The organism is Clostridium sp. J1101437_171009_A5 (assembly GCF_015547905.1).
Taxonomy (GTDB): Bacteria; Bacillota; Clostridia; order Oscillospirales; family Oscillospiraceae; genus Pseudoflavonifractor_A; species Pseudoflavonifractor_A gallinarum.
This window is the reverse complement of sequence record NZ_JADMVY010000001.1, coordinates 511930-530801: the sequence shown is the minus strand read 5'-3', so window position 1 is coordinate 530801 and position 18872 is coordinate 511930. Positions and strand designations below refer to the sequence as shown.

The following is an 18872-nucleotide window of genomic DNA, read 5'->3' as shown; positions in this document are numbered from 1 at the left end:
CTATTTTAAGGCAGGTGTGCTATACTGGAGTAGAAAAACGGGGAGGTGGACCTATGAGACTGCTGGTAGCAGAGGATGACCCCAAGCTGCTCAAGTCGCTGGTGCATATATTCGAGAGCAACAAGTTCTGCGTGGACGGAGTCTCCAACGGAGAGGACGCGCTGGCCCACGGGCAGTCCCAGGAGTATGACGGGCTGATCCTGGATATCATGATGCCGGGCCTGGACGGTCTGAAGGTGCTTCAGACCCTGCGGAAGGAGGGGGTCACCACCCCAGCCCTCTTTTTGACGGCGCGCACCGAGGTATCCCAGCGGGTGGAGGGGCTGGACGCCGGCGCGGACGACTATCTGCCCAAGCCCTTTTCCACCGCGGAGCTGCTGGCCCGGGTGCGGGCCATGCTGCGCAGAAAGGACACCTATCTGCCCGATCTGCTCTCCCTGGGTCCGGTGACCCTCAACCGCTCCACCTATCAGCTGGGGTATCAGGAGCGGGTGCAGTCCCTCAGCGGCAAGGAGTTCCAGCTGCTGGAGATGATGATGCAGGCCCCCAACACCATCCTGCCCACCGAGCGGTTCATCACCCACCTGTGGGGGTGGGACACCAATGTGGACACCAGCGTGGTCTGGGTACATATCTCCAACCTGCGCAAGAAGATCGCCGCCCTCCAGGCCCCGCTGGAGATCCGCTTTGTGCGCAACGCGGTCTATGTGCTGGAGGTCAAGGCATGATCCGGAATCTGCGCCGGCGGTTCATTCTCATCAGCGCCGCCTCCATCTTTGTGGTGTTCTTTGGAATCTTCCTGCTGATTCTCATTTTCAGCCGGGTGCAGATGAACCGCACCATGGACACCCTCACCGACGCCATTTCCTCCAATGACGGCGTCTTTCCCAAGTTTGATCCCCTGGAAAAGCGCCCGCCATCCCAGTTTCCCTACTCCGACGTCATTACGGCCGAGACCCAGTTCAGCACCCGCTTTTTTACGGTCTGGCTGGATGACCGGCAGGAGATCGACCGGGTCAACATCGACTCCATTTCCTCCATCTCGGAGTCGGAGGTGGAAAACTATGTCAAGCGCGCCGTGAAGGAGCGCGCCGAGCGGGGCTGGATCGCGGATTACCGCTACAAGGTGGTCCGGACCGACACGGGCTCCACCATGGTGCTCGTCAACGGGGCCATGAATCAGAACGTGACCAACCGTCTGCTCTTCACGGCCTTTCTGGTCCTGCTGGGGAGCGCCGTCCTCATTCTGGGGCTGACCATCATCATCTCCAAGCGGGCGGTGCGCCCCATCGCGGACAGCTATGAAAAGCAAAAGCAGTTCATCACCGACGCCAACCACGAGCTGAAAACGCCCCTGACCCTGATCTTGTCCAATCTGGACATCGTGGAATCGGAGGTGGGAAAGAACGAGTGGCTGGACGACATCCGCAGCGAGGGAGAGCGGATGGGCCTGCTCATCAACCAGATGGTCACCCTGTCCCGGATGGATGAGAGCGACACCCCGCTGGAGTGCACCGCCTTTGATCTGAGCGGCGCGGTGACCGATACCGTCTCGGAGTTCCAGAGCCTGGCGGCCGAGCGGAACAAGACCCTCACGGCAGCCTTAGAGCCCCGCGTGACCTATTGCGGGGACGAGGCGCTCATCCGGCGCTTGACCGCCATCCTGCTGGATAACGCCCTGAAATACTGCGACCCGGGAGGGCGGATTCAGGTGACCCTCTCCCAGCGGCGGCACCCGGTCCTCACGGTGGAGAACACCTATGCGGAGGTGGGAACGCTGGAGCTGGACCGCCTCTTTGACCGGTTTTACCGGGCGGACAAGGCCCGGACCTTTTCCGGCAGCTTTGGCGTGGGCCTGTCCATCGCCCAGTCCATCGCCAAAAAGCACCGGGGGAGCATCACGGCCTACCAGAAGGGCACCACCATCGGATTCCGGGTGGATCTGAAATAGCCATATCACAAAAAAGAATGCCCGGAGGAAGTCTTTTTAGACTTCCTCCGGGCATTTGTTATGCCGTCGGGAGAGGGGGGCTCACACCGCTTTCGGCAAGGTGATGGAGAAGGTGGAGCCCACGTCTACCTGGCTCTTGAGCTCGATGGAGCCGTGGTAGAGGGCCACGATGTGCTTGACGATGGCCAGACCCAGGCCGGTGCCGCCGTCCTTGCGGCAGCGGCCCTTGTCCACCCGGTAGAACCGCTCAAAGACCCGGGCCTGATCCTCGGCGGGGATGCCCAGTCCGGAGTCGGCCACCTGCAGGGTCACCTGGTTGGTTCCGGGCGTGACGGTGATGGTGAGGCGTCCGCCGGGGCGGTTATACTTGAGGCCGTTTTCCGCCAGGTTGAGGATGACCTCCTTGAGCCGGGGGGCGGAGATGGCGGCGGAACACTCCTCGCCCTCCACGGTAAAGGTGATGTCGGACTCCTTGGCCTTGAGGTCCAGCAGCTCCCGTACCTCCTGGGCGGTGGCCAGGACGGGGGCGGATTCCTCCCCCTGCTCCATGGTGAGGGACTCCAGCTCGGAGAGCTTGAGGATGTCGTTGATGAGGGCGATGAGGCGGTCCACCTCCACCCCGATGAGGGAGGAGAAGCGCTTCTGATCCTCCGCCGAGGTCACCATCCCGCTGGAGAGCATGTCGGTGAAGCCCTTGATGGAGGTGAGAGGGGTCTTGAGCTCGTGGGAGACGTTGGCGGTGAAGTCGGCCCGGATGCGCTCGGCGGCCTTGATCTCGGTCACGTCGGAGATGAGGATGGAGGTCCCCACATTCTCCCCCTCATACTGCCGCCCGGAGACCGGGGAGAGGAAGAAGCGCAGGCTGCGCCCGGGCAGGGGCAGGTCGTCCACGTCCAGCATGACGGGGCTCTTCTGCCGGTGGCACTGCTCGGTGGCCTCCCGCAGGCGGCGGCTGCGGGTGAGTACCAGGAGCCCGGCCGCGTCGCTGGAGTCCTCCGGAACACCGAAGAGGTTCCGGGCGGCCCGGTTGCTGGCCAGAAGCCCGCCGTCCTCGTCCAGGAGGAGGAAGCCCTCGTCCATGCAGTCCAGGATGAGATTGACCTTGTCCCGCTCCACGGTGAGGTTGTGGATGGAGCCGCTCAGCCGTTCCACCAGCTTATCGATGTAGCGCAGGATGGGGCGCAGCTCATCGTCCCCCCGGAAGGCGTCCAGCGTGGTGGTGGACGCGCCCGAGAGCACGCCAGTCAGGGCGCCGCCCACGGCGTTGAGGGGCTCCAGCACCTTCTGGGCCATCCGGCGGGCCAGCAGGAGGGAGAGCAGGAGGGCCACTACCGAGGCGATGAGAAAGCCGGTGACGCTCTTCCAGACCAGACTCTCGATGGAGGAGAGCGGCATGGAGGCCCGGCCGATCATGCCGTCGGTGAACTTCTTGGCCACATAGAGCAAGGGCACGCCCACCGTGTCGGAGGAGCGCACGTCAGCGCCCCAGCCGGTGGAGAGGGCCGTGATGACCTCGGGGCGGTTGGCGTGATCCTCCAGCTGATCGGCGTCCGCCTTGGTGTCCACCAGGACGGTGCCGTCGGGGGTGATGATGGTCAGACGTTTGTCGGGCGCGGCCTGGTGGAACTGCTCGGCGGCGCTGTCGGCATTGGTGATCTGGCTCTGGCTGTCCATGAGGATGAGCAGCTCCCGCAGGGACTGGGTGGAGTCCCGCCGCTCCTGCTCATAGAGGAACCAGCACCCCGCCGCGTTGGAGACCAGAAGAGCGGCCAGTACAATCAAAAGTGTGGAAAAAATCAGCTTTTTTTTCATCTTCCGCCCTCCTCTAGTTCAGCTTGTAGCCTACGCCGCGGACGGTGGCGATCACATCGTCCCCCAGCTTCTGGCGCAGGGCCTTGACGTGCATATCCACGGTGCGGGTCTCGCCGGTGAAGTCGTAATCCCAGACGGTGCGCAGGATCTCGTCCCGGCTGAGTACCGCGCCCCGGTGGACAGCCAGCAGGCGCAGCAGCTCAAATTCCTTATAGGTCAGCTCCACGGGCACACCGGCGCGGAGCACGGTGCGGGCGGTGGTGTTGATCTCCAGGTCGCCGCAGCGCAGGACGGGGGATTCCCGCTGGGTGCGGCGGAGCACCGCCTTGATGCGGGCCTGAAGCTCCATCAGGCCGAAGGGCTTGACCACATAGTCGTCCGCGCCGCTCTCCAGCCCGGCCACCCGGTCCATCTCGGCGGTGCGGGCGGTGAGCATGATGACGGGCACATCGGCGGTGGTCAGACTGGCGCGCAGGCGGCGCAGGATCTCCAGGCCGTCCATGCCGGGCAGCATGATGTCCAGCAGGTAGATGGAGGGAGCGGAGCGGCCCTGCTCGGCGGCGAAGAACTCCTCGCCGCTCTCATAGGTGCGCACCTCGTTGCCGGTGGATTGGAAATAGTAGCGCAGCATCTCCCGGATGCTGCTGTCGTCCTCCACGACGACGATGGTATTGGTGGACATGGGGTGGCAGCCTCCCTCGGGTTTAATTGGTCTCGACCAGGGTACCGGTGACGCAGTAGATGGCCCACTGGGCGATGTTCACGGCGTGGTCGGCGATGCGCTCCAGGTATTTGGCGATGATGATGAGGTCGATGGCCGGGTCGGCGTTCTCCCGGTCCTCCCGGATGAGGGCCACCAGATCGCCCTTCACCGACTGGAAGAGCTCATCCACCGCGTCGTCCAGGCCAATGACCTCCCGGGCGGCGGTCTCCTCCCGGTTGACGTAGGCAAAGATGGCGCGCTTGACCATGCCGCTGGCCTTGCTGCTCATCTCCCGGATGTGGCTGGGGACGGGCTGGCGCTTATCCAGCAGCAGGGAGATCTCGGCGATGTTGGCGCACTGGTCGCCGATGCGCTGGAGATCGGTGACCATCTTCAGGGCGGCCGAGATGGTACGCAGGTCCCGGGCCACGGGCTGCTGCTGGAGCAGCAGGCGCAGGCAGCGGTTTTCGATGTCCCGCTCCATCCGGTCCATGCTCTGGGTCATATGGATGGCCTCTTTGGCCTGCCGGTCGTCGGGGGCGGCCAGGGAGGTGGTGACCAGGTCGATGGCGTCCTCGGCGGCGGCGGCCATGTCGATCATTTCCGCGCCCAGCTCCTGGAGCTCGGCGTCAAAGGTTTTACGCATGGTGGGGTTCCTCCTTGTGAGTAAGAATGGGGACGCGGCGCGTCCGCATGGGAAAACGCTCCCCAAAGCGGGGAGCGGAAGGGCGTGTCGAGAAACCTCGACACGCTTCTCAAAAATGCAGGCATTTTTTCGAGGGGATGCAGGCCGCCGCATGCACTCGCTGACGCTCGCACACTTGCGGTCTGAGAGGGGTGTTTTCCGACGTGCATGCCGCCGGAAAACACGATCCCACTCTCTTCCGCCGTCTGCGGACGGCGGAACTCTGCGAGGCTCTTGCAGCACAAACCGCAGAAATGCACTTTATCGACACGCTTGCGCTCCCCAAAGCGGGGAGCGGAATAGGCGGGATTAACCGAAACGGCCGGTGATGTAGTCCTCGGTGCGCTTGTCCTTGGGCATGGAGAAGAGGTCGGTGGTGTTGCCGAACTCGATCAGCTCGCCCAGCAGGAAGAAGGCGCACTTGTCTGAGACGCGGGTGGCCTGCTGCATGTTGTGGGTCACGATGACGATGGTATACTTGTCCTTCAGGTCGGAGATCAGGTCCTCGATCTTGGAGGTGGAGATGGGGTCCAGGGCGGAGGTGGCCTCGTCCATGAGGAGGACGTCGGGCTCCACCGCCAGGGCGCGGGCGATGCAGATACGCTGCTGCTGGCCGCCGGAGAGGCCCAGGGCGGACTTCTTGAGGCGGTCCTTCACCTCGTCCCAGATAGCGGCGCCCCGGAGGGACTGCTCCACGATGTCGTCCAGCTGGCTCTTGTTCTTGATGCCGTGGGTGCGGGGACCGTAGGCGATGTTGTCATAGATGGACATGGGGAAGGGGTTGGGCTTCTGGAAGACCATGCCGATCTGCTTGCGCAGCCAGGTCACATCCACGGACGGGGCGTAGATGTCCTGTCCCCGGTAGGAGACGGTTCCCTCGATGCGCACGCCGGGGACCAGGTCGTTCATCCGGTCCAGGGTCTTGAGGAAGGTGGACTTGCCGCAGCCGGAGGGACCGATGAGGGCGGTGACCTGCCGCTCGGGAATGGCGATGTCCACATCCTTCAGGGCGTGGGCGGCGCCGTAATAGAGATTCAGCTTTTCCGCGGAGAGAATGGTAGTTTCGTTCATGGGGGACCTCCTTATTTGTGGCGGAGCTTGCGGCCCACCAGCTTGGCGGACAGATTGATCAGCAGGGTCAGGAGCATCAGGATGGCGGCGATGCCAAAGGCCACGTCAAACTCGGCCCGCTCCTTGGCGTAGACGTACAGGGCCACGGTCAGGCTGGCCCCGGAGCTGTGGAGAAAACCGTCGGCGGTGAAGAAGTTGTTCAGGGTCATGCCCATGCCGGCCGTGAAGAGCAGAGCGGCCGACTCGCCCACGATGCGGCCCACCGCCAGGATGCATCCGGTGACGATGCCGTCCACCGAGGAGGGGAGCACGAGGGTGCGGATCATGTGCCACTTGCCCGAGCCCAGGCCCAGCGCGCCCTCCCGGTAGCTCTGGGGCACGGTCTTGAGGGACTCCTGGGTGGTGCGGATGATGGTGGGCAGAGTCACGATGACCAGGGTCAGGGAGCCGGCCAGCAGGGACTTGCCCAGAGAGAGGAAATTACAGAAGAAGAGCATGCCCACCAGACCGAAGATGATGGAGGGGATGCCCGTAAGGGTCTCGGTGGCAAACTCGATGGCCGAGACCAGCCGGCGGTTCTGGGCGTATTCCGTGAGGTAGACCGCCGCACCCACGCCCAGGGGCAGGGTGATGATGAGGGTGACGGCCACAATAAAGACGGTGTTGAGGATGTTGGGCAGAATTCCGATGGTGTCCCGGATGTAGCTGGGTTTGGTGGAGAGCAGCTCCCAGGTCACATGGGGGAGACCTTTGATAAAGATATAGCCGATGATGAACAGCAGCAGCGCACAGGTGAGGAAGGCGGAGAAGTAGAGCAGAAAGCGCAGTGTGCGGTCATAGGCCTTCCGGGCGCCGGAAAGAGTCTGGAGTTCCATTTAGTATATCATTCCTTTCCGTAAAATCCAAGCCGGGGGACCGGATCAGGCTTCCCGCTTCCACTTGAGCAGGAGGTTGAGGATCACATTGATTAGCATGATGAACAGGAAGAGCACCAGCGCAATGGAGAAGAGGGCCTGCTGCTGGAGGGAACCCACAGCGGCATAGCTCATCTCACTGGCCACAGCGGTGGTAAGGAAGCGGACCGAGGAGAAGAGGGAGGGCATATTGGCCACGTTGCCGGCCACCATGATGACGGCCATGGCCTCGCCGATGGCGCGGCCGATGCCCATGACGATGGAGGCGGCGATGCCGCTCTTGGCGGCGGGGACCGAGACGCGGAAATAGGTCTCGATCTCGGTGGCGCCCAGGGCCAGGCTGGCCTCCTCGTACTCCTTGGGAACCGCGTGGAGCGCGGTCTCAGAGACGCTGACGATGGAGGGCAGGATCATGATGGCCAGCACGATGATGGCGCAGAAGAGGCTGGCGCCGTCGGGCAGGTTGAAGAGCTCCCGCACCGCGGGGACCAGCACCATCATGCCGATCAGGCCGTAGACCACCGAGGGGATACCGGCCAGCAGGTCGATGGCGGGACGCACCACGGCGGCCACCTTCCGGGGGGCCACCTTGGCCAGGAACACGGCGGTGAGGAAGCCCACCGGCACCCCCAGCAGGATGGCCCCTGCGGTGCCGTAGATGGAGGTGAGGATGAAGGGCAGGATGCCGAACTGCGGCTCTGCGGCGGTGGAGGCCCAGGTCTGGCCGAAGAGGAACTCCGTCAGTCCGATGGTGCGGATGGCGGGCAGCCCGGAGAGGATCAGATAGAAGCTGATAAAGAGCACGAAGGCAATGGCAATGAGGCCGCACAAGAGGAAGAGAGCATGCATCACGCACTCCATGACGCGCAGGGGGCTTCTATGCTGCGGCTTGGGCGCGGTCTGCTCCGCGCCGGGCACATAGCTGAGATGTTCGTCCATTTGGATGGGTTCCACCTTTCTTCAAAATCCGGCCGGAGGCCGGAAGACATTCAAAAAACTCTCTCCGGGTGCCGCGCGCGGGGAGACCGCGGGGCGGGGTCACCCGCCTCGCGGTCGCTCCACAGTGACACTCCGACGGAGGGAGTTCATCAGGATCGGGGTATGGATCAGGCCAGAGGCACGGCGCCGGCACCGGTGATCAGGTCGGAGGCATCGGCGGAGGTAGCGAAGTCCACGAAGGCCTGGGCCGCCTCAGACAGCTCCTTGTCGCTGTTGATGATGAAGTTGAAGTTACGCTGGATGGCGTAAGTACCGTCGAGCACGGTCTCCTCGGTGGCAGCCACGCCGCCCACGGTGATGGCCTTGATGGTGTCATCCACAGCGGAGAGGGAGGCATAGCCGATGGCGTTGGGGTTGGAGGCCACGTTGGCGATCACCTCGCCGGTGGAGGTCAGCTCGTTGGTGTACTTGCAGGCGTCCTCGGTGCCGGTGATGGACTCGAAGCCGTCGCGGGTGCCGGAGCCGGCCTCACGGCCGATGGGCACCACGGTGCCGTCGTTGCCGCCCACCTCGGACCAGTTGGTGATCTCACCGGTGAAGAGCTGAGCGATCTGCTCGATGGACAGGTCGGAAACGGGGTTCTGGGGGTTGACGATGATGGCGATGCCGTCCTTGGCCACGGTGATGGCCTCGACGCCGGTCTCGGAATCCTTCAGGTCACGGCTGGCCAGACCGATGTCGGCGGTGCCGTCCAGAGCGGCGGTGATGCCGGCGCTGGAGCCGGTGCCGCTGTAACCCACGGTCACGTCGGGGTTGAGCTCCATGAAGGCCTCGCCCAGAGCGCCCATGACGCTCTCCATGGAGGTGGAGCCGTCGGTGTTCACCACACCGGAGAGGGTGGTGGTCTGCTCAGCGGAAGGAGCGGCGCTGCTCTCGCCGTCGGGAGCGGGGGTGGTGGCAGTGCCGGAGGAGCATCCAGCCAGCAGGCCAATGGAAAGAGCGCCGGTCAAAGCAAGAGAAAAGAGTTTATTCATGTTCTTCGATCTCCTATCCAAACAATCTAACGTTTTGTTTCCTTTCTTCAGGACGCTGTCAGTATAACGGATTTTTTGTAAAGGAGTCCTGCAAACATCAGTAAAGAGTTTGTAAAGAAAAAGGGGGAGGTGTATTTGATAGAAAGACAAAACTGGGTGGTTTGTCGTCGAAATGTCCGCCGTAGGCAAAAAAACACAGAGGCCCGCCGGATCGGGGCCTCTGTGTTGTGCACTGTGGACGAAGGGATCAGAGCCCCAGCCACTGCCGCAGCTCCACCAGGTCGGGAGCGATGTGGACGCTGGGGAAGGCGCCGAAGGCATCGGCGGGGGTGGTGCCGTTGAGAACGGCGCAGAAGGGGGCGCCGGCGCGCTGGGCGGCCTCGGCGTCGATGACGGTGTCGCCGCAGTAGAGGACCTCACCGGGGGTGAGTCCCAGGGCGGCGATGGCGTTGAGAAGTCCCTCGGGGTGGGGCTTGTGATGGGTGACGTCCTCGCCGCCGGTAATGGAGGCCAGCAGGGGGAGCAGCTCCCGCGCGCCCAGCACCTCCCGCAGGGTGGAGGCGCGCTTGGTGCTGACGATGGCGGCGGGGATGTGGGCCTCGTGCAGGGCGCGCAGCAGCTCGGCGGCGCCGGGGAACATCCGGGTCACCTTGATCTGCATGGGGACGGCCACCTCGGAGAAAAGGGCGCGGAACCGGGCCCGGGCCTCGGGATCGGCCTGGCCGGTGAGCTGGGTGTAGGCGTCCTCCAGCACCAGGCCGATGGTGCGCCGGACCGCGGCGGGATCGGGGGCGGGATGGCCCATCTGCCGGAAGGCGTGCTCAAATCCGGCCACGATGGCCTCCGAGGCGTCGGCCAGGGTAAAGTCAAAGTCAAAGAGTACGGCTTGATAGGACATGGGGATTCCTCCTGTGCATTCCTGAGATAGACGGTGTTCCCTCTGATTGTAACACAGACCGGGGGCTGGGGCAATCACCCGCTCCGGGCCAGCAGGGCGGCCGCCCCGTAGCGCAGGCACCGGCGCAGGCGCTCCTCCCCCCGGTGGATGGTGCGGGAGACGGTGGAGCGCTCCACGCCGAAGCGGTCGGCGATCTCCCGCATATTGAGCCCCTCACTATAATAGAGAAGCAGGTATTTCCGCTGGAGGGGGGTGACCTCCTCCTGAAGGGCCCGGATCAGATTCCGCTTGAGGCGCTGGTGCTCCGCACCGTTGTCCGAGCTGATGGTGCGGGTGTAGACCGCCATATCGGACGCAAAGGCCCGGCCCCGGCGGTAACGGGGTTCTCCCATATCCATTCCTCCTTTTGGGGTCGGCAGGCGGGACAGAGCTCCCGCTCCTCGCCGTAGAGCTCCGCGCCGCACCGGCGGCACCAGTCCGCGGGGGGCTGGCGCTGCAGGTCCCGCAGTGGGTCGAGCCGGATGGGGACGGGCATAAAACCCCCTCCTTTCCCTGTGTGAAAAAAATTTTAAAAAATTTGAAAAAGACTGTTGACAAATCGGGATTCGTCTGGTAAACTAAGCATCGTTGTGGACGAGCTGATTTGCTGGTGTAGCTCAGTTGGTAGAGCAGTTGATTTGTAATCAACCGGTCGGGGGTTCGAGTCCGTCCACCAGCTCCACCGTCCTAATGAGGGGCTGAAAAGTTCATATGGAGGAGTTCCCGAGTGGCCAAAGGGGGCAGACTGTAAATCTGTTGCGTTAGCTTCGGTGGTTCGAATCCACCCTCCTCCACCAAAAGCGTCCTGCCAATCGGCGGGGCGTTTTTTCATAGTTGGAAAGAACAAATGTTCTTGACTCTTAGTAAGATACCATATACGAAAATAAAAGTCAAGTATCTTTTTAAGATAATTTCAAGAGAGGAGCATAAGGATGCTGAAGGACGATTATCTGGTGCGCTCCACCGACGCGCTGGCCACTACCATCGCACACCTGGTCCTGAGCAAGACCGGGACCGACTACGCCCCCAGCGGACTGGAGGCCGACGCCAAGGCGGACGGCCTGTGGTTTGCCCTGGATCAGCTGCTCAAGGAAAACCGCCTCAATGAGGCGGAGGATCTGCTCTATGAGGAGGCAGACCCCTCCGATCTGCGCTATCTGGAGATCGCGGTGGACTTCTATGTCCACCTGAACCGCTTCTCCGACGCCGATCTGAAGGCAGGCGGCTTTGAGCGGGAAGAAGTGGGGGAGGGCCTGCGGGATATGGCCCGGCAGTTCGGCGTGGATCTGGCGCTGTAACGGTTTCATACAAACTCATACAAATAGAGAGCGCCGTGACCGGTTTGGTCACGGCGCTTTTGTGCATGTTTGGAGGATTCAGGAGAGTTGGGCGCGCAGCTCCTCCAGAAGGGCGGCGTCCTTGCGGTCCAGGCCGTTTTCTCCGGCCAGACCCTCCAGGTGGTGGGTGAACTCGTGGAGGAGGGTGGTATAGAGCTCCTCCTCCCAGTCCTCCTGCGTCCAGCCCTCCGCCCGGGCCAGGGCGGCGAAGGAACCGTAATAGAGGTTGATATACCGCCCCATCTGGTCGTGGCAGTATTCCCCTAAAATATAGAGGGCTTCCCCGGGAAATGCCGGGTCGGGCAGTTCCTCGGGCAGGAGGGAGACGCCGCCGTTGAGTTCCCGGTAAAAATCCGGGGGCAGACTGTCGGCCAGCTCGTCCAGGATGGCGCCGGTCTCGTCAAAGGTGAGGATCATGGAAGGCTCCTTTCCGGGGAAATAGCGGGTTTGGGATCAAAGGGGCGGTTATTTGGGCCGGCGCATAGTCAGGGAGATGCGCTTCTTGGCCACATCCACCTCCTTGACCCAGACGGTCACCACGTCCCCCACCGAGAGGACCTCGGAGGGGTGCTTGACCCGGCGGTCCACCCCCAGCTGGGAGATGTGGACCAGGCCGTCCTGGTGGACGCCGATGTCCACGAAGGCGCCGAAGTCGATGACGTTGCGCACCGTGCCGGTGAGCTCCATGCCGGGCTTCAGGTCCTTCATCTCCATCACGTCGGTGCGCAGGATAGGGGGCGGGAGCTCGTCCCGGGGGTCCCGGCCGGGCTTGAGGAGCTCCTTGACCAGGTCCTCCAGGGTGGGCAGGCCCACGCCGCAGGCCGCGGCGGCCTCCTCCCGGCCGTAGGCATCCAGCCGCTCGTTCAGCTGGGAGAGGGTCCCGGCCGCCACGTCGGAGAGGGTGTAGCCGCACAGCTCCAGCAGCTTCTGGGCGGCGGCGTAGCTCTCGGGGTGGACGCCGGTGTGGTCCAGTACGCTCTGGCTCTCGGGCACCCGCAGGAAGCCGGCGCACTGTTCAAAGGCCTTGGGGCCCAGCTTGGGCACCTTGAGCAGCTGCCGCCGGGCGGTGAAGGGGCCGTTCTCCTCCCGGTATTTCACCACATTGCGGGCGGTGGTGCTGTTGAGGCCGGCCACCTGGGTGAGAAGGGGGACCGACGCGGTGTTCACGTCCACCCCCACGGCGTTGACGCAGTCCTCCACCACGCCCCGGAGGGTCTCGTCCAGCCGGGCCTGGGGCATATCGTGCTGGTACTGGCCCACGCCGATGGCCTTGGGGTCGATCTTCACCAGCTCGGCCAGGGGGTCCTGGAGCCGCCGGGCGATGGAGACGGCGCTGCGCAGGTTCACGTCATAGTCGGGGAACTCCTCCGCGGCCAGCTGGGAGGCCGAGTAGACGCTGGCCCCCGCCTCGCTGACCACCATGTAGCGCACCTGCCCGGCGGGGAGCTCCTGGAGCATCTGGGCGGTCATGAGCTCGGTCTCCCGGCTGGCAGTGCCGTTGCCGATGGCGATGTGGACCACCCCGTGCCGCCGGATGAGGGTTTTGAGGGTGTCCATGGCCTCCCGCTTCTTCCGCTCGCTGAAGGTGGGATAGACCACAGCGGTGTCCAGCACCTTGCCGGTGCCGTCCACCACGGCCACCTTGCAGCCGTTGCGGTAGCCCGGGTCCAGACCCATGGTGACCTTGCCCTTTACCGGGGGCTGCATGAGCAGGGGCTTGAGGTTGAGGCCGAAGTTGTGGATGGCCCCCTCATTGGCCTGCTCGGTGAGGAGATTGCGCACCTCCCGCTCCAGAGAGGGCTTGAGGAGCCGGTCCCAGGCGTCGTCCGCCGCAGCGCGGACAAAGTCCATGGCCGCCCGGCCGGGCACCACCGCCCGGCGCACCGCGATGCGGGCGGTCTCGCCGTCCAGCTCCACCCCGGCCTTCAGGATGTCCTCCCGCTCGCCCCGGTTGATGGCCAGCACCTGGTGGCCCAGGACCTTGCCCACGGGGGCGCGGAAGTCGTAGTACAGCCGGTAGACGCTGTCCTCCGGCTCCTTCTCCGCCGCGCGGGAGACCAGCGTCCCCCGGCGGAGATACAGGTCCCGCAGGCTCTTGCGCAGGGCGGCGTCATCCGAGATGACCTCGGCGAGGATGTCGCTGGCCCCCTGGAGGGCGTCGTCCACCGTCTCCACGCCCTTCTCCGGGTTGACATACCCTTCCGCCAGAGCCCGGGGGTCCACGGCCCCGCCCAGGGCGAACAGGGCCTGGGCCAGAGGCTCCAGCCCCTTCTCCTTGGCCACGGTGGCCCGGGTGCGCCGCTTCTGCTTATAGGGGCGGTAGAGGTCCTCCACCTCGGCCAGGGTGGCGGCGGCGTCGATGGCGGCCGAGAGCTCCTCGGTCAGCTTGCCCTGGCCGTCGATGGCGGCGCGGACCTCCTCCCGGCGCTTGTCCAGATTGCGCAGGTACTGGAGCCGGTCGGCCAGGGTGCGCAGGGTGGTATCGTCCATGGCCCCGTGGAGCTCCTTGCGGTAGCGGGCGATGAAGGGGATGGTGTTTCCCTCGTCGATGAGCTGGACCACGTTGGCCACGTGGCCCTCATCCCGGCCCAGCTCCCGGGCCAAAAGAGAGGTGATGGTATCCATAAGAGACTCCTTTGTCAAGAGATACCTCCCATTTTACTCCAAAAAGAGCGGTCCGTCCAGTGGGTGGATATGGACAGATGTTGTCGACTGGCGTATACTGAAAGAGAACAGCGGAGGGCGCGGCCCGCCGGACGGAAGGAGGGAGGACCATGGGGAAGACCTGGCAGGAGCTGGAACAGCAGCTGGCGGACACCCGGGCCGGGATCGCCGCGGCCCAGGGGGCGGAGGACGCCTGGAAGGAGGCCCGAAGCCGCCATGAGGCCCTGGAGCAGGAGAGCAGACGGGCCTGGGACTATGTCCTGCTGCTCTCCGGTCAGCTGGAGGAGCTGGAGGGCTGGGGGCCCTCCGGCCTGCACGCCCGCCTGACCCGGCAGGGGCGGGAGGCCCGGGCGGAGTGCCGCACCCTCCTGGAGCGGGAGCGGGCGAGCTACGAGGAGAAGCGGCGCATCCAGGAGGAGGCCCGGGAAGAGATGGAGCGCCTGGCCGGTCCCGCGGAAGAGCGGACGCGGCTGGAGCGGCGCTATGAAGAGCTTTTGAGGAAAAAGGCCGACCTTCTGCGGGAGGACCCGGGGGAATTGGGGGAGCGGCTGCGCACCCTGGAGCGGGAGCGCAACGCCCTGTACACCCTGGAGCGGGAGCTGAGCCGGGCCCTCTCGGCCGCCCAGTCGGCCCGGGCGTCCATCCGCCGGATGAGCGGCAGCCTGGACCACGCCCGCAATTGGGGCACGGTGGACCTGCTGGGGGGCGGACTGCTGAGCACCATGGCCAAGCACGACCACCTGGATGACGCCCAGCACGCCGCCCAGTCGGCCCGATCCGCCCTGGAGCGGCTGCGCAGCCAGATGACCGCGCTCCAGAAGGCGGTCCATGTGCCCCAGGTGGAGCTGAGCTCCTTTGCGGTCTTTGCCGACTACTGGATGGACGGCCTGTTCGCCGACTGGTATGTGCAGAGCCGCATCAAGGAGGCCCAGGCGGGGACCGCGCAGGCCCTCTCTAATCTGGGGGGCCTCATCTCGGCCTTGGGGAACCAACAGCGGAAGGCAGCCGGGCGGCTGCGCAGCGCGGAGGGAGCACGGCGGCTCTTTTTGGAGGAGCCCCTCCCCGGAACACAGACGGAATAGAGAAAGGAAGGGAAGTACCATGAAACGAAGGCTGAGTCTTTGTCTGAGCGCCGCTGTGCTGCTGGGGATGGTCCCCGCCCAGGCGGCCGCCGTGGCCGTGCCCGATGTAACGGATGCCCTGGGCGGGACTGGCGTGGTGGTGGTCGAGGCCCAGGGGGGCGCGGATGGCCAGGCACTTTTTGATGCGTACGGCCCCTGGAACACCTGGACGGAGGAGCAGCGCCAGGAGGCCGCCGGCTGGAGCGAGGATGCGTGGTGGAGCTACTGGGGCGCCTACGAGAGCCACGCCTGGGCGCTGGTGGACCAGTATGACACCGACCTGAACGGCTGGTACACCGACTATTACGGGGAGCCCCTGTGGGGGGACGAGGATTCCTATTTGGACGAGCTGCGGGAAGAGCTGGGGCTGCCCTACCCGGACGGGATCAACGTCAACTGGAACGGGACCTGGATGGACTTTGGCTCCTGCGCGCCCCGGGCGGTGAGCGGCCGCACGCTGGTCCCCTTCCGGGGGTTCTATGAGGCGGCGGGGGCAAAAGTATCCTATGAAAAGGGAACCCTCACCGCCGCGTGGGAGGACGGGACCACCGTCACCCTGGCCGCCGGGGATACCGTCCTGCGCTGGAACCAGGGGGAGAAGCTGCTGGAGGAAGCGATAGGGGAGCCCTACATAGAGGACGGGCGGGTCTACCTTCCCGTGCGCGCCGCCGCCCGGACCCTGGGCCTGGAGGTGGAGTGGGACGACTACCTGAGCCTGGTCTATCTGACCGACTGGGAGAGCCTGCGGGAAGAGGTGGACAGCCATTTCACCCACCTCAACGCCCTGCTGGCAGCCGCCTCCGCCTATGAGGCGGACACGGTGTATGAGAGCGAAACCTCCTTCCAGTTCTCGGGGACCCTTTACGGGGAGAAGAAGCACGACACCGCCTCCCTCGCCCTGACGGGAGAGGGCCTCTACCGGGGAGACGGACGGGCCATGGACGCCTCCCTCACTCTGGATCTGGACGCAGGCGGCATGGAGGAGACCCTCTTTGCCCAGCTGCCGGACCAGGCGGCCGATCTGCTCCAGCAGCTCAGCGGCGCCCGGCTGGAGGTGCGCATGGACGCCGATGAGGGGAACCTCTACTTCCGCAGCAGCCTGCCCGAGGCCTATCAGGATACCTGGGTGGCCCTGGAGGGGGACCCCCTGCCCGATGTTGCGGGGGAGCCCCTTACGATCGGAACGCTGCTGACCACGTTCTACCAGAGCGATGGACTGTACAGCTACGGCTATGGTGCGGCCGCCTTGCAGGAGAGCAGCCTGTGGCTCCAGGCCCTCCTGGGGGATGAGAACTTCCGGGTCACCCGCAGCGGGGAGCGCACCGTCTACACCCTGGAGCAGACTACCCTTACGATCGGGAAGCGGGCCGGAGAGCTGGGCCTGCTGGAGGAGGGCTCCCTGCTGGATACCCTCTCCGCGCTGGGGAGCGCGCCCGATGTGTCCTTCTCCCTGCGGGCCGAGTGCAGCGGGGAGAAGCTGACCTCCGCCGCGCTGGACCTGCGCATCCGGGCGGAGGGGACCAATCCGGTGGAGTTCACCTTGACCGCCCGGCGGGACGGACAGAACGCCGAGGGCACGCTGGCCCTGGCGGGGCGCTATCTGGGCCGGGTGGATGGTGCCTGGAAGGTGGATTCCGTTCCCACCCAGGCCGCCATCCCCACCGCCCCCGGAGAGAAGGATGAGGTCATCCCCCTGTGGACCTGGCTGGAGGAACTGGACCTGATCTGAGCCCGGTTTCAAAAAGCAGACAACCGCCACCCAAATGGGTGGCGGTTTTTTATGCAAAAATATTTACGTTGGGACTTGACAAATCGGGATAGATATGAAATAATATTCATGAAATCAAGAATAAAGTGAATAAATTCAAAAATAAATCCAAGCTCATTCAGAATTTATTCATCAAAGTGAATTTGAGAGAGGGAACTGATCATGAAAAAGACTGCAAAAGTATTCAGCGCCGCCCTGGCGGCTACCGTAGCTCTGAGCAATGTGAGCGCCCTGGCCTGCACGGGCCTGTATGTCGGCAAAGAGGCCAGCGCCGACGGCACCACCATCATTGCCCGCAGCGAGGACATCAGCCCCTCGGATTATCAGAAGGTCCACAAGGTGGTCCCCCATGTGGAGAACCAGCCCGGCCGGGTGCTGGAGGATATCAACGGCTTCCAGATGCCTCTGCCCGCCACCACCTATCAGTACACCATGATGAGCGACTATTCCACCGCCGGGGACGGCGTGTATCCCGCGGTGTGCAGCAATGAGATGGGCGTGTCGGTCACCGGTACGGTTTCCGCCTCCCCCTGTGCGGCGTGGAAAGAGGCCGATCCCTATGTGGAGAATGGCCTGCGGGAGGCCGTCCTCCCCGCGGCGGTGGCCTGCTGTTCCGCCACCGCCAAGGAGGGCGTGGAGAACCTGCTGAAGATCGTGGACGAGTACGGCTCCGCTGAGGGCAACATCGTCATGATCGCCGACCAGAACGAGGCCTGGATCGTGGAGATCTACGGCGGCCACCAGTATGCCGCCATGAAGATGCCCGCCGATGCGGTGGCGGTCTACGGCAACCAGTTCATGATCGGTCTGGTGGATCCTGCGGCCACCGAGGGCTACATCTTCTCGGATGAGCTCTTCTCCACCATCGACGAGCTGGGTCTGGCGGTGAAGGAGGACGGCAAGTATCATCTGGCCAAGTCCATCACCGACGAGACCCGGAGCGACGGCAACAACATGCGGACCTGGATCGGCCACAAGGTCCTGGCTCCCTCCAGCGTGGGAGCGTACGACAGCGATACCTTCTATGATCTCTTCTACACCCCCGACGAGAAGGTGACGCTGGACGACGTCATGGGCATCTACCGGAACCGGTACGAGGGCACCGAGTATGACGCCGACCTGCCCGGCAATGAGGGCATGCGGGCCATCGCCGTCTCCACCACTCCCGAGACCCACATCGTGCAGATCCACGACGACTATCCCACCCAGAGCGCGGCGGTGACCTGGGTGGCTCCCGGCGGCGCGGAGCACTCCGTGTTCCTGCCTGAGCTGAGCGGCATCACCGATACCGCCGACGCCTGGAAGACCGACAGCGCCATCTACACCGACAACTCCGTCTACTGGACCTTCAAGCAGATCTGCGGCCTGGCGGATACCGACCGGACCCTCTACACCCAGGGCGTGGAGGACTACTGGACGCTCCAGGAGGCCATGATGCAGGCCGAGATGGAGCAGGCGGGCGAGCAGGCCAAGACCCTCTACGCCCAGGACGAGGCCAAGGGCGACGCCTATGTGACCGCGCTGGCCGAGGAGATGGTGGAGGAGCAGATGGCCAACGCCGAGCACCTGTATGCCGAGCTCCTCACCGTGGTGACCCACAACAACGGCCTGAGCAGCGGCAAGACCCCGGTCACCTTTGAGGCCACCACCGCCCTGCGGGAGGCCGCTCAGTTCAAGGGCTATACCGTGGGCTGGAATGCCGCCGACGGCGCCATCACCCTGACCAAGGGCAGCGACAAGATCTCCCTCAAGGCGGGCAGCGCTACGGCCGTCAAGAATGGCCAGGAGGTGGAGCTCTCCGCCGCCCCCTACACCCAGAACGGCGTGACCTATGTGCCCATGAGCTTCGTGCAGGGACTGTAATTGAAACAATCCAGATAAGAAAAGAGAGCGGACGGAATCGAAAGATTCCGTCCGCTCAGTTTGTTGATGGCGT

General features: G+C 64.3%; 17 protein-coding genes and 2 tRNA genes. 8 read left to right on the top strand and 11 right to left on the bottom strand.

Going from position 1 to position 18872, the window contains the following annotated elements; translation table 11 throughout:
* Window positions 1-53: 53 nt before the first annotated feature.
* Both I2C21_RS02775 and I2C21_RS02770 read left to right on the top strand, forming a co-directional pair.
* The gene (locus I2C21_RS02775) at window positions 54-728 is read left to right on the top strand and encodes a response regulator transcription factor (RefSeq protein ID WP_195278438.1); all 675 of its coding nucleotides are present in this window, start codon (window positions 54-56) and stop codon (window positions 726-728) included.
* Window positions 725-1951: a sensor histidine kinase gene (locus tag I2C21_RS02770; protein ID WP_195278437.1), complete on the top strand. Its 1227-nt coding sequence runs from the start codon at window positions 725-727 to the stop codon at window positions 1949-1951. Before I2C21_RS02775 ends, I2C21_RS02770 begins: the two co-directional genes overlap by 4 nt.
* A gap of 81 nt (window positions 1952-2032) precedes the next feature.
* Here I2C21_RS02770 and I2C21_RS02765 read toward each other — a convergent pair whose 3' ends face one another.
* From I2C21_RS02765 to I2C21_RS02725, 9 genes are all read right to left on the bottom strand, one after another.
* Window positions 2033-3763 carry a sensor histidine kinase gene (locus I2C21_RS02765; RefSeq protein ID WP_195278436.1) on the bottom strand — a complete coding sequence of 577 codons (1731 nt, stop codon included), beginning with the start codon at window positions 3761-3763 and terminating at the stop codon, window positions 2033-2035.
* A 13-nt stretch (window positions 3764-3776) separates the two neighbouring features.
* Window positions 3777-4445, bottom strand: a complete 669-nt coding sequence (locus I2C21_RS02760) for a response regulator transcription factor (RefSeq protein WP_193536281.1) — start codon at window positions 4443-4445, stop codon at window positions 3777-3779.
* A 22-nt stretch (window positions 4446-4467) separates the two neighbouring features.
* Window positions 4468-5112, bottom strand: a complete 645-nt coding sequence (gene phoU, locus I2C21_RS02755; RefSeq protein WP_101693688.1) for a phosphate signaling complex protein PhoU — start codon at window positions 5110-5112, stop codon at window positions 4468-4470.
* Window positions 5113-5460: 348 nt separating this feature from the next.
* Window positions 5461-6222 carry a phosphate ABC transporter ATP-binding protein PstB gene (gene pstB, locus I2C21_RS02750; RefSeq protein ID WP_101693687.1) on the bottom strand — a complete coding sequence of 254 codons (762 nt, stop codon included), beginning with the start codon at window positions 6220-6222 and terminating at the stop codon, window positions 5461-5463.
* A gap of 11 nt (window positions 6223-6233) precedes the next feature.
* Window positions 6234-7097, bottom strand: a complete 864-nt coding sequence (pstA, locus tag I2C21_RS02745; protein ID WP_101693686.1) for a phosphate ABC transporter permease PstA — start codon at window positions 7095-7097, stop codon at window positions 6234-6236.
* Between the two features lie 45 nt (window positions 7098-7142).
* Window positions 7143-7997, bottom strand: coding sequence for a phosphate ABC transporter permease subunit PstC (gene pstC / locus I2C21_RS02740; protein ID WP_235964190.1), 855 nt, complete (start codon window positions 7995-7997; stop codon window positions 7143-7145).
* Between the two features lie 245 nt (window positions 7998-8242).
* Window positions 8243-9109, bottom strand: coding sequence for a phosphate ABC transporter substrate-binding protein (locus tag I2C21_RS02735; RefSeq protein ID WP_186962890.1), 867 nt, complete (start codon window positions 9107-9109; stop codon window positions 8243-8245).
* Window positions 9110-9356: 247 nt separating this feature from the next.
* A complete protein-coding gene (locus I2C21_RS02730; protein WP_101693683.1) occupies window positions 9357-10007 on the bottom strand; it encodes an HAD family hydrolase in 651 nt (216 codons plus the stop codon).
* Between the two features lie 74 nt (window positions 10008-10081).
* A complete protein-coding gene (locus I2C21_RS02725; protein WP_243207873.1) occupies window positions 10082-10399 on the bottom strand; it encodes a sigma-70 family RNA polymerase sigma factor in 318 nt (105 codons plus the stop codon).
* A 253-nt stretch (window positions 10400-10652) separates the two neighbouring features.
* Here I2C21_RS02725 and I2C21_RS02720 point away from each other — a divergent pair.
* The 3 genes from I2C21_RS02720 (at window position 10653) to I2C21_RS02710 (ending at window position 11344) form a co-directional block, all read left to right on the top strand.
* Window positions 10653-10728 (top strand) — tRNA-Thr (locus tag I2C21_RS02720).
* A 31-nt stretch (window positions 10729-10759) separates the two neighbouring features.
* Window positions 10760-10843: transfer RNA gene (locus I2C21_RS02715), tRNA-Tyr, on the top strand.
* A gap of 135 nt (window positions 10844-10978) precedes the next feature.
* Window positions 10979-11344 carry a DUF6483 family protein gene (locus tag I2C21_RS02710; RefSeq protein WP_195278435.1) on the top strand — a complete coding sequence of 122 codons (366 nt, stop codon included), beginning with the start codon at window positions 10979-10981 and terminating at the stop codon, window positions 11342-11344.
* Window positions 11345-11422: 78 nt separating this feature from the next.
* On the opposite strand, the gene I2C21_RS02705 is transcribed toward I2C21_RS02710, so the two are convergent.
* Together I2C21_RS02705 and I2C21_RS02700 are read right to left on the bottom strand one after the other, a co-directional pair.
* On the bottom strand, window positions 11423-11800 hold the full coding sequence (locus I2C21_RS02705; RefSeq protein ID WP_195278434.1) for a metallopeptidase family protein: 378 nt from the start codon (window positions 11798-11800) through the stop codon (window positions 11423-11425).
* A gap of 48 nt (window positions 11801-11848) precedes the next feature.
* Window positions 11849-14008, bottom strand: coding sequence for a Tex family protein (locus I2C21_RS02700; RefSeq protein WP_101693680.1), 2160 nt, complete (start codon window positions 14006-14008; stop codon window positions 11849-11851).
* 149 nt (window positions 14009-14157) lie between these two features.
* Here I2C21_RS02700 and I2C21_RS02695 point away from each other — a divergent pair, with 149 nt between their 5' ends.
* The 3 genes from I2C21_RS02695 (at window position 14158) to I2C21_RS02685 (ending at window position 18799) form a co-directional block, all read left to right on the top strand.
* Entirely contained in the window at window positions 14158-15129 is a 972-nt protein-coding gene (locus I2C21_RS02695) for a coiled-coil domain-containing protein (RefSeq protein ID WP_195278433.1), read from the top strand.
* 19 nt (window positions 15130-15148) lie between these two features.
* Entirely contained in the window at window positions 15149-16897 is a 1749-nt protein-coding gene (locus I2C21_RS02690; protein WP_195278432.1) for a copper amine oxidase N-terminal domain-containing protein, read from the top strand.
* Between the two features lie 201 nt (window positions 16898-17098).
* On the top strand, window positions 17099-18799 hold the full coding sequence (locus tag I2C21_RS02685; protein ID WP_101693677.1) for a C69 family dipeptidase: 1701 nt from the start codon (window positions 17099-17101) through the stop codon (window positions 18797-18799).
* The last annotated feature ends 73 nt before the right edge of the window (window positions 18800-18872 follow it).

Bases quoted from the DNA above. Each gene is read 5' to 3' on its own strand.
- I2C21_RS02775 (WP_195278438.1), top strand. From the start codon at position 54: ATGAGACTGCTGGTAGCAGAGGATGACCCCAAGCTGCTCAAGTCGCTG.
- I2C21_RS02770 (WP_195278437.1), top strand. From the start codon at position 725: ATGATCCGGAATCTGCGCCGGCGGTTCATTCTCATCAGCGCCGCCTCC.
- I2C21_RS02765 (WP_195278436.1), bottom strand. From the start codon at position 3,763: ATGAAAAAAAAGCTGATTTTTTCCACACTTTTGATTGTACTGGCCGCT.
- I2C21_RS02760 (WP_193536281.1), bottom strand. From the start codon at position 4,445: ATGTCCACCAATACCATCGTCGTCGTGGAGGACGACAGCAGCATCCGG.
- phoU (WP_101693688.1), bottom strand. From the start codon at position 5,112: ATGCGTAAAACCTTTGACGCCGAGCTCCAGGAGCTGGGCGCGGAAATG.
- pstB (WP_101693687.1), bottom strand. From the start codon at position 6,222: ATGAACGAAACTACCATTCTCTCCGCGGAAAAGCTGAATCTCTATTAC.
- pstA (WP_101693686.1), bottom strand. From the start codon at position 7,097: ATGGAACTCCAGACTCTTTCCGGCGCCCGGAAGGCCTATGACCGCACA.
- pstC (WP_235964190.1), bottom strand. From the start codon at position 7,997: ATGGAGTGCGTGATGCATGCTCTCTTCCTCTTGTGCGGCCTCATTGCC.
- I2C21_RS02735 (WP_186962890.1), bottom strand. From the start codon at position 9,109: ATGAATAAACTCTTTTCTCTTGCTTTGACCGGCGCTCTTTCCATTGGC.
- I2C21_RS02730 (WP_101693683.1), bottom strand. From the start codon at position 10,007: ATGTCCTATCAAGCCGTACTCTTTGACTTTGACTTTACCCTGGCCGAC.
- I2C21_RS02725 (WP_243207873.1), bottom strand. From the start codon at position 10,399: ATGGGAGAACCCCGTTACCGCCGGGGCCGGGCCTTTGCGTCCGATATG.
- I2C21_RS02710 (WP_195278435.1), top strand. From the start codon at position 10,979: ATGCTGAAGGACGATTATCTGGTGCGCTCCACCGACGCGCTGGCCACT.
- I2C21_RS02705 (WP_195278434.1), bottom strand. From the start codon at position 11,800: ATGATCCTCACCTTTGACGAGACCGGCGCCATCCTGGACGAGCTGGCC.
- I2C21_RS02700 (WP_101693680.1), bottom strand. From the start codon at position 14,008: ATGGATACCATCACCTCTCTTTTGGCCCGGGAGCTGGGCCGGGATGAG.
- I2C21_RS02695 (WP_195278433.1), top strand. From the start codon at position 14,158: ATGGGGAAGACCTGGCAGGAGCTGGAACAGCAGCTGGCGGACACCCGG.
- I2C21_RS02690 (WP_195278432.1), top strand. From the start codon at position 15,149: ATGAAACGAAGGCTGAGTCTTTGTCTGAGCGCCGCTGTGCTGCTGGGG.
- I2C21_RS02685 (WP_101693677.1), top strand. From the start codon at position 17,099: ATGAAAAAGACTGCAAAAGTATTCAGCGCCGCCCTGGCGGCTACCGTA.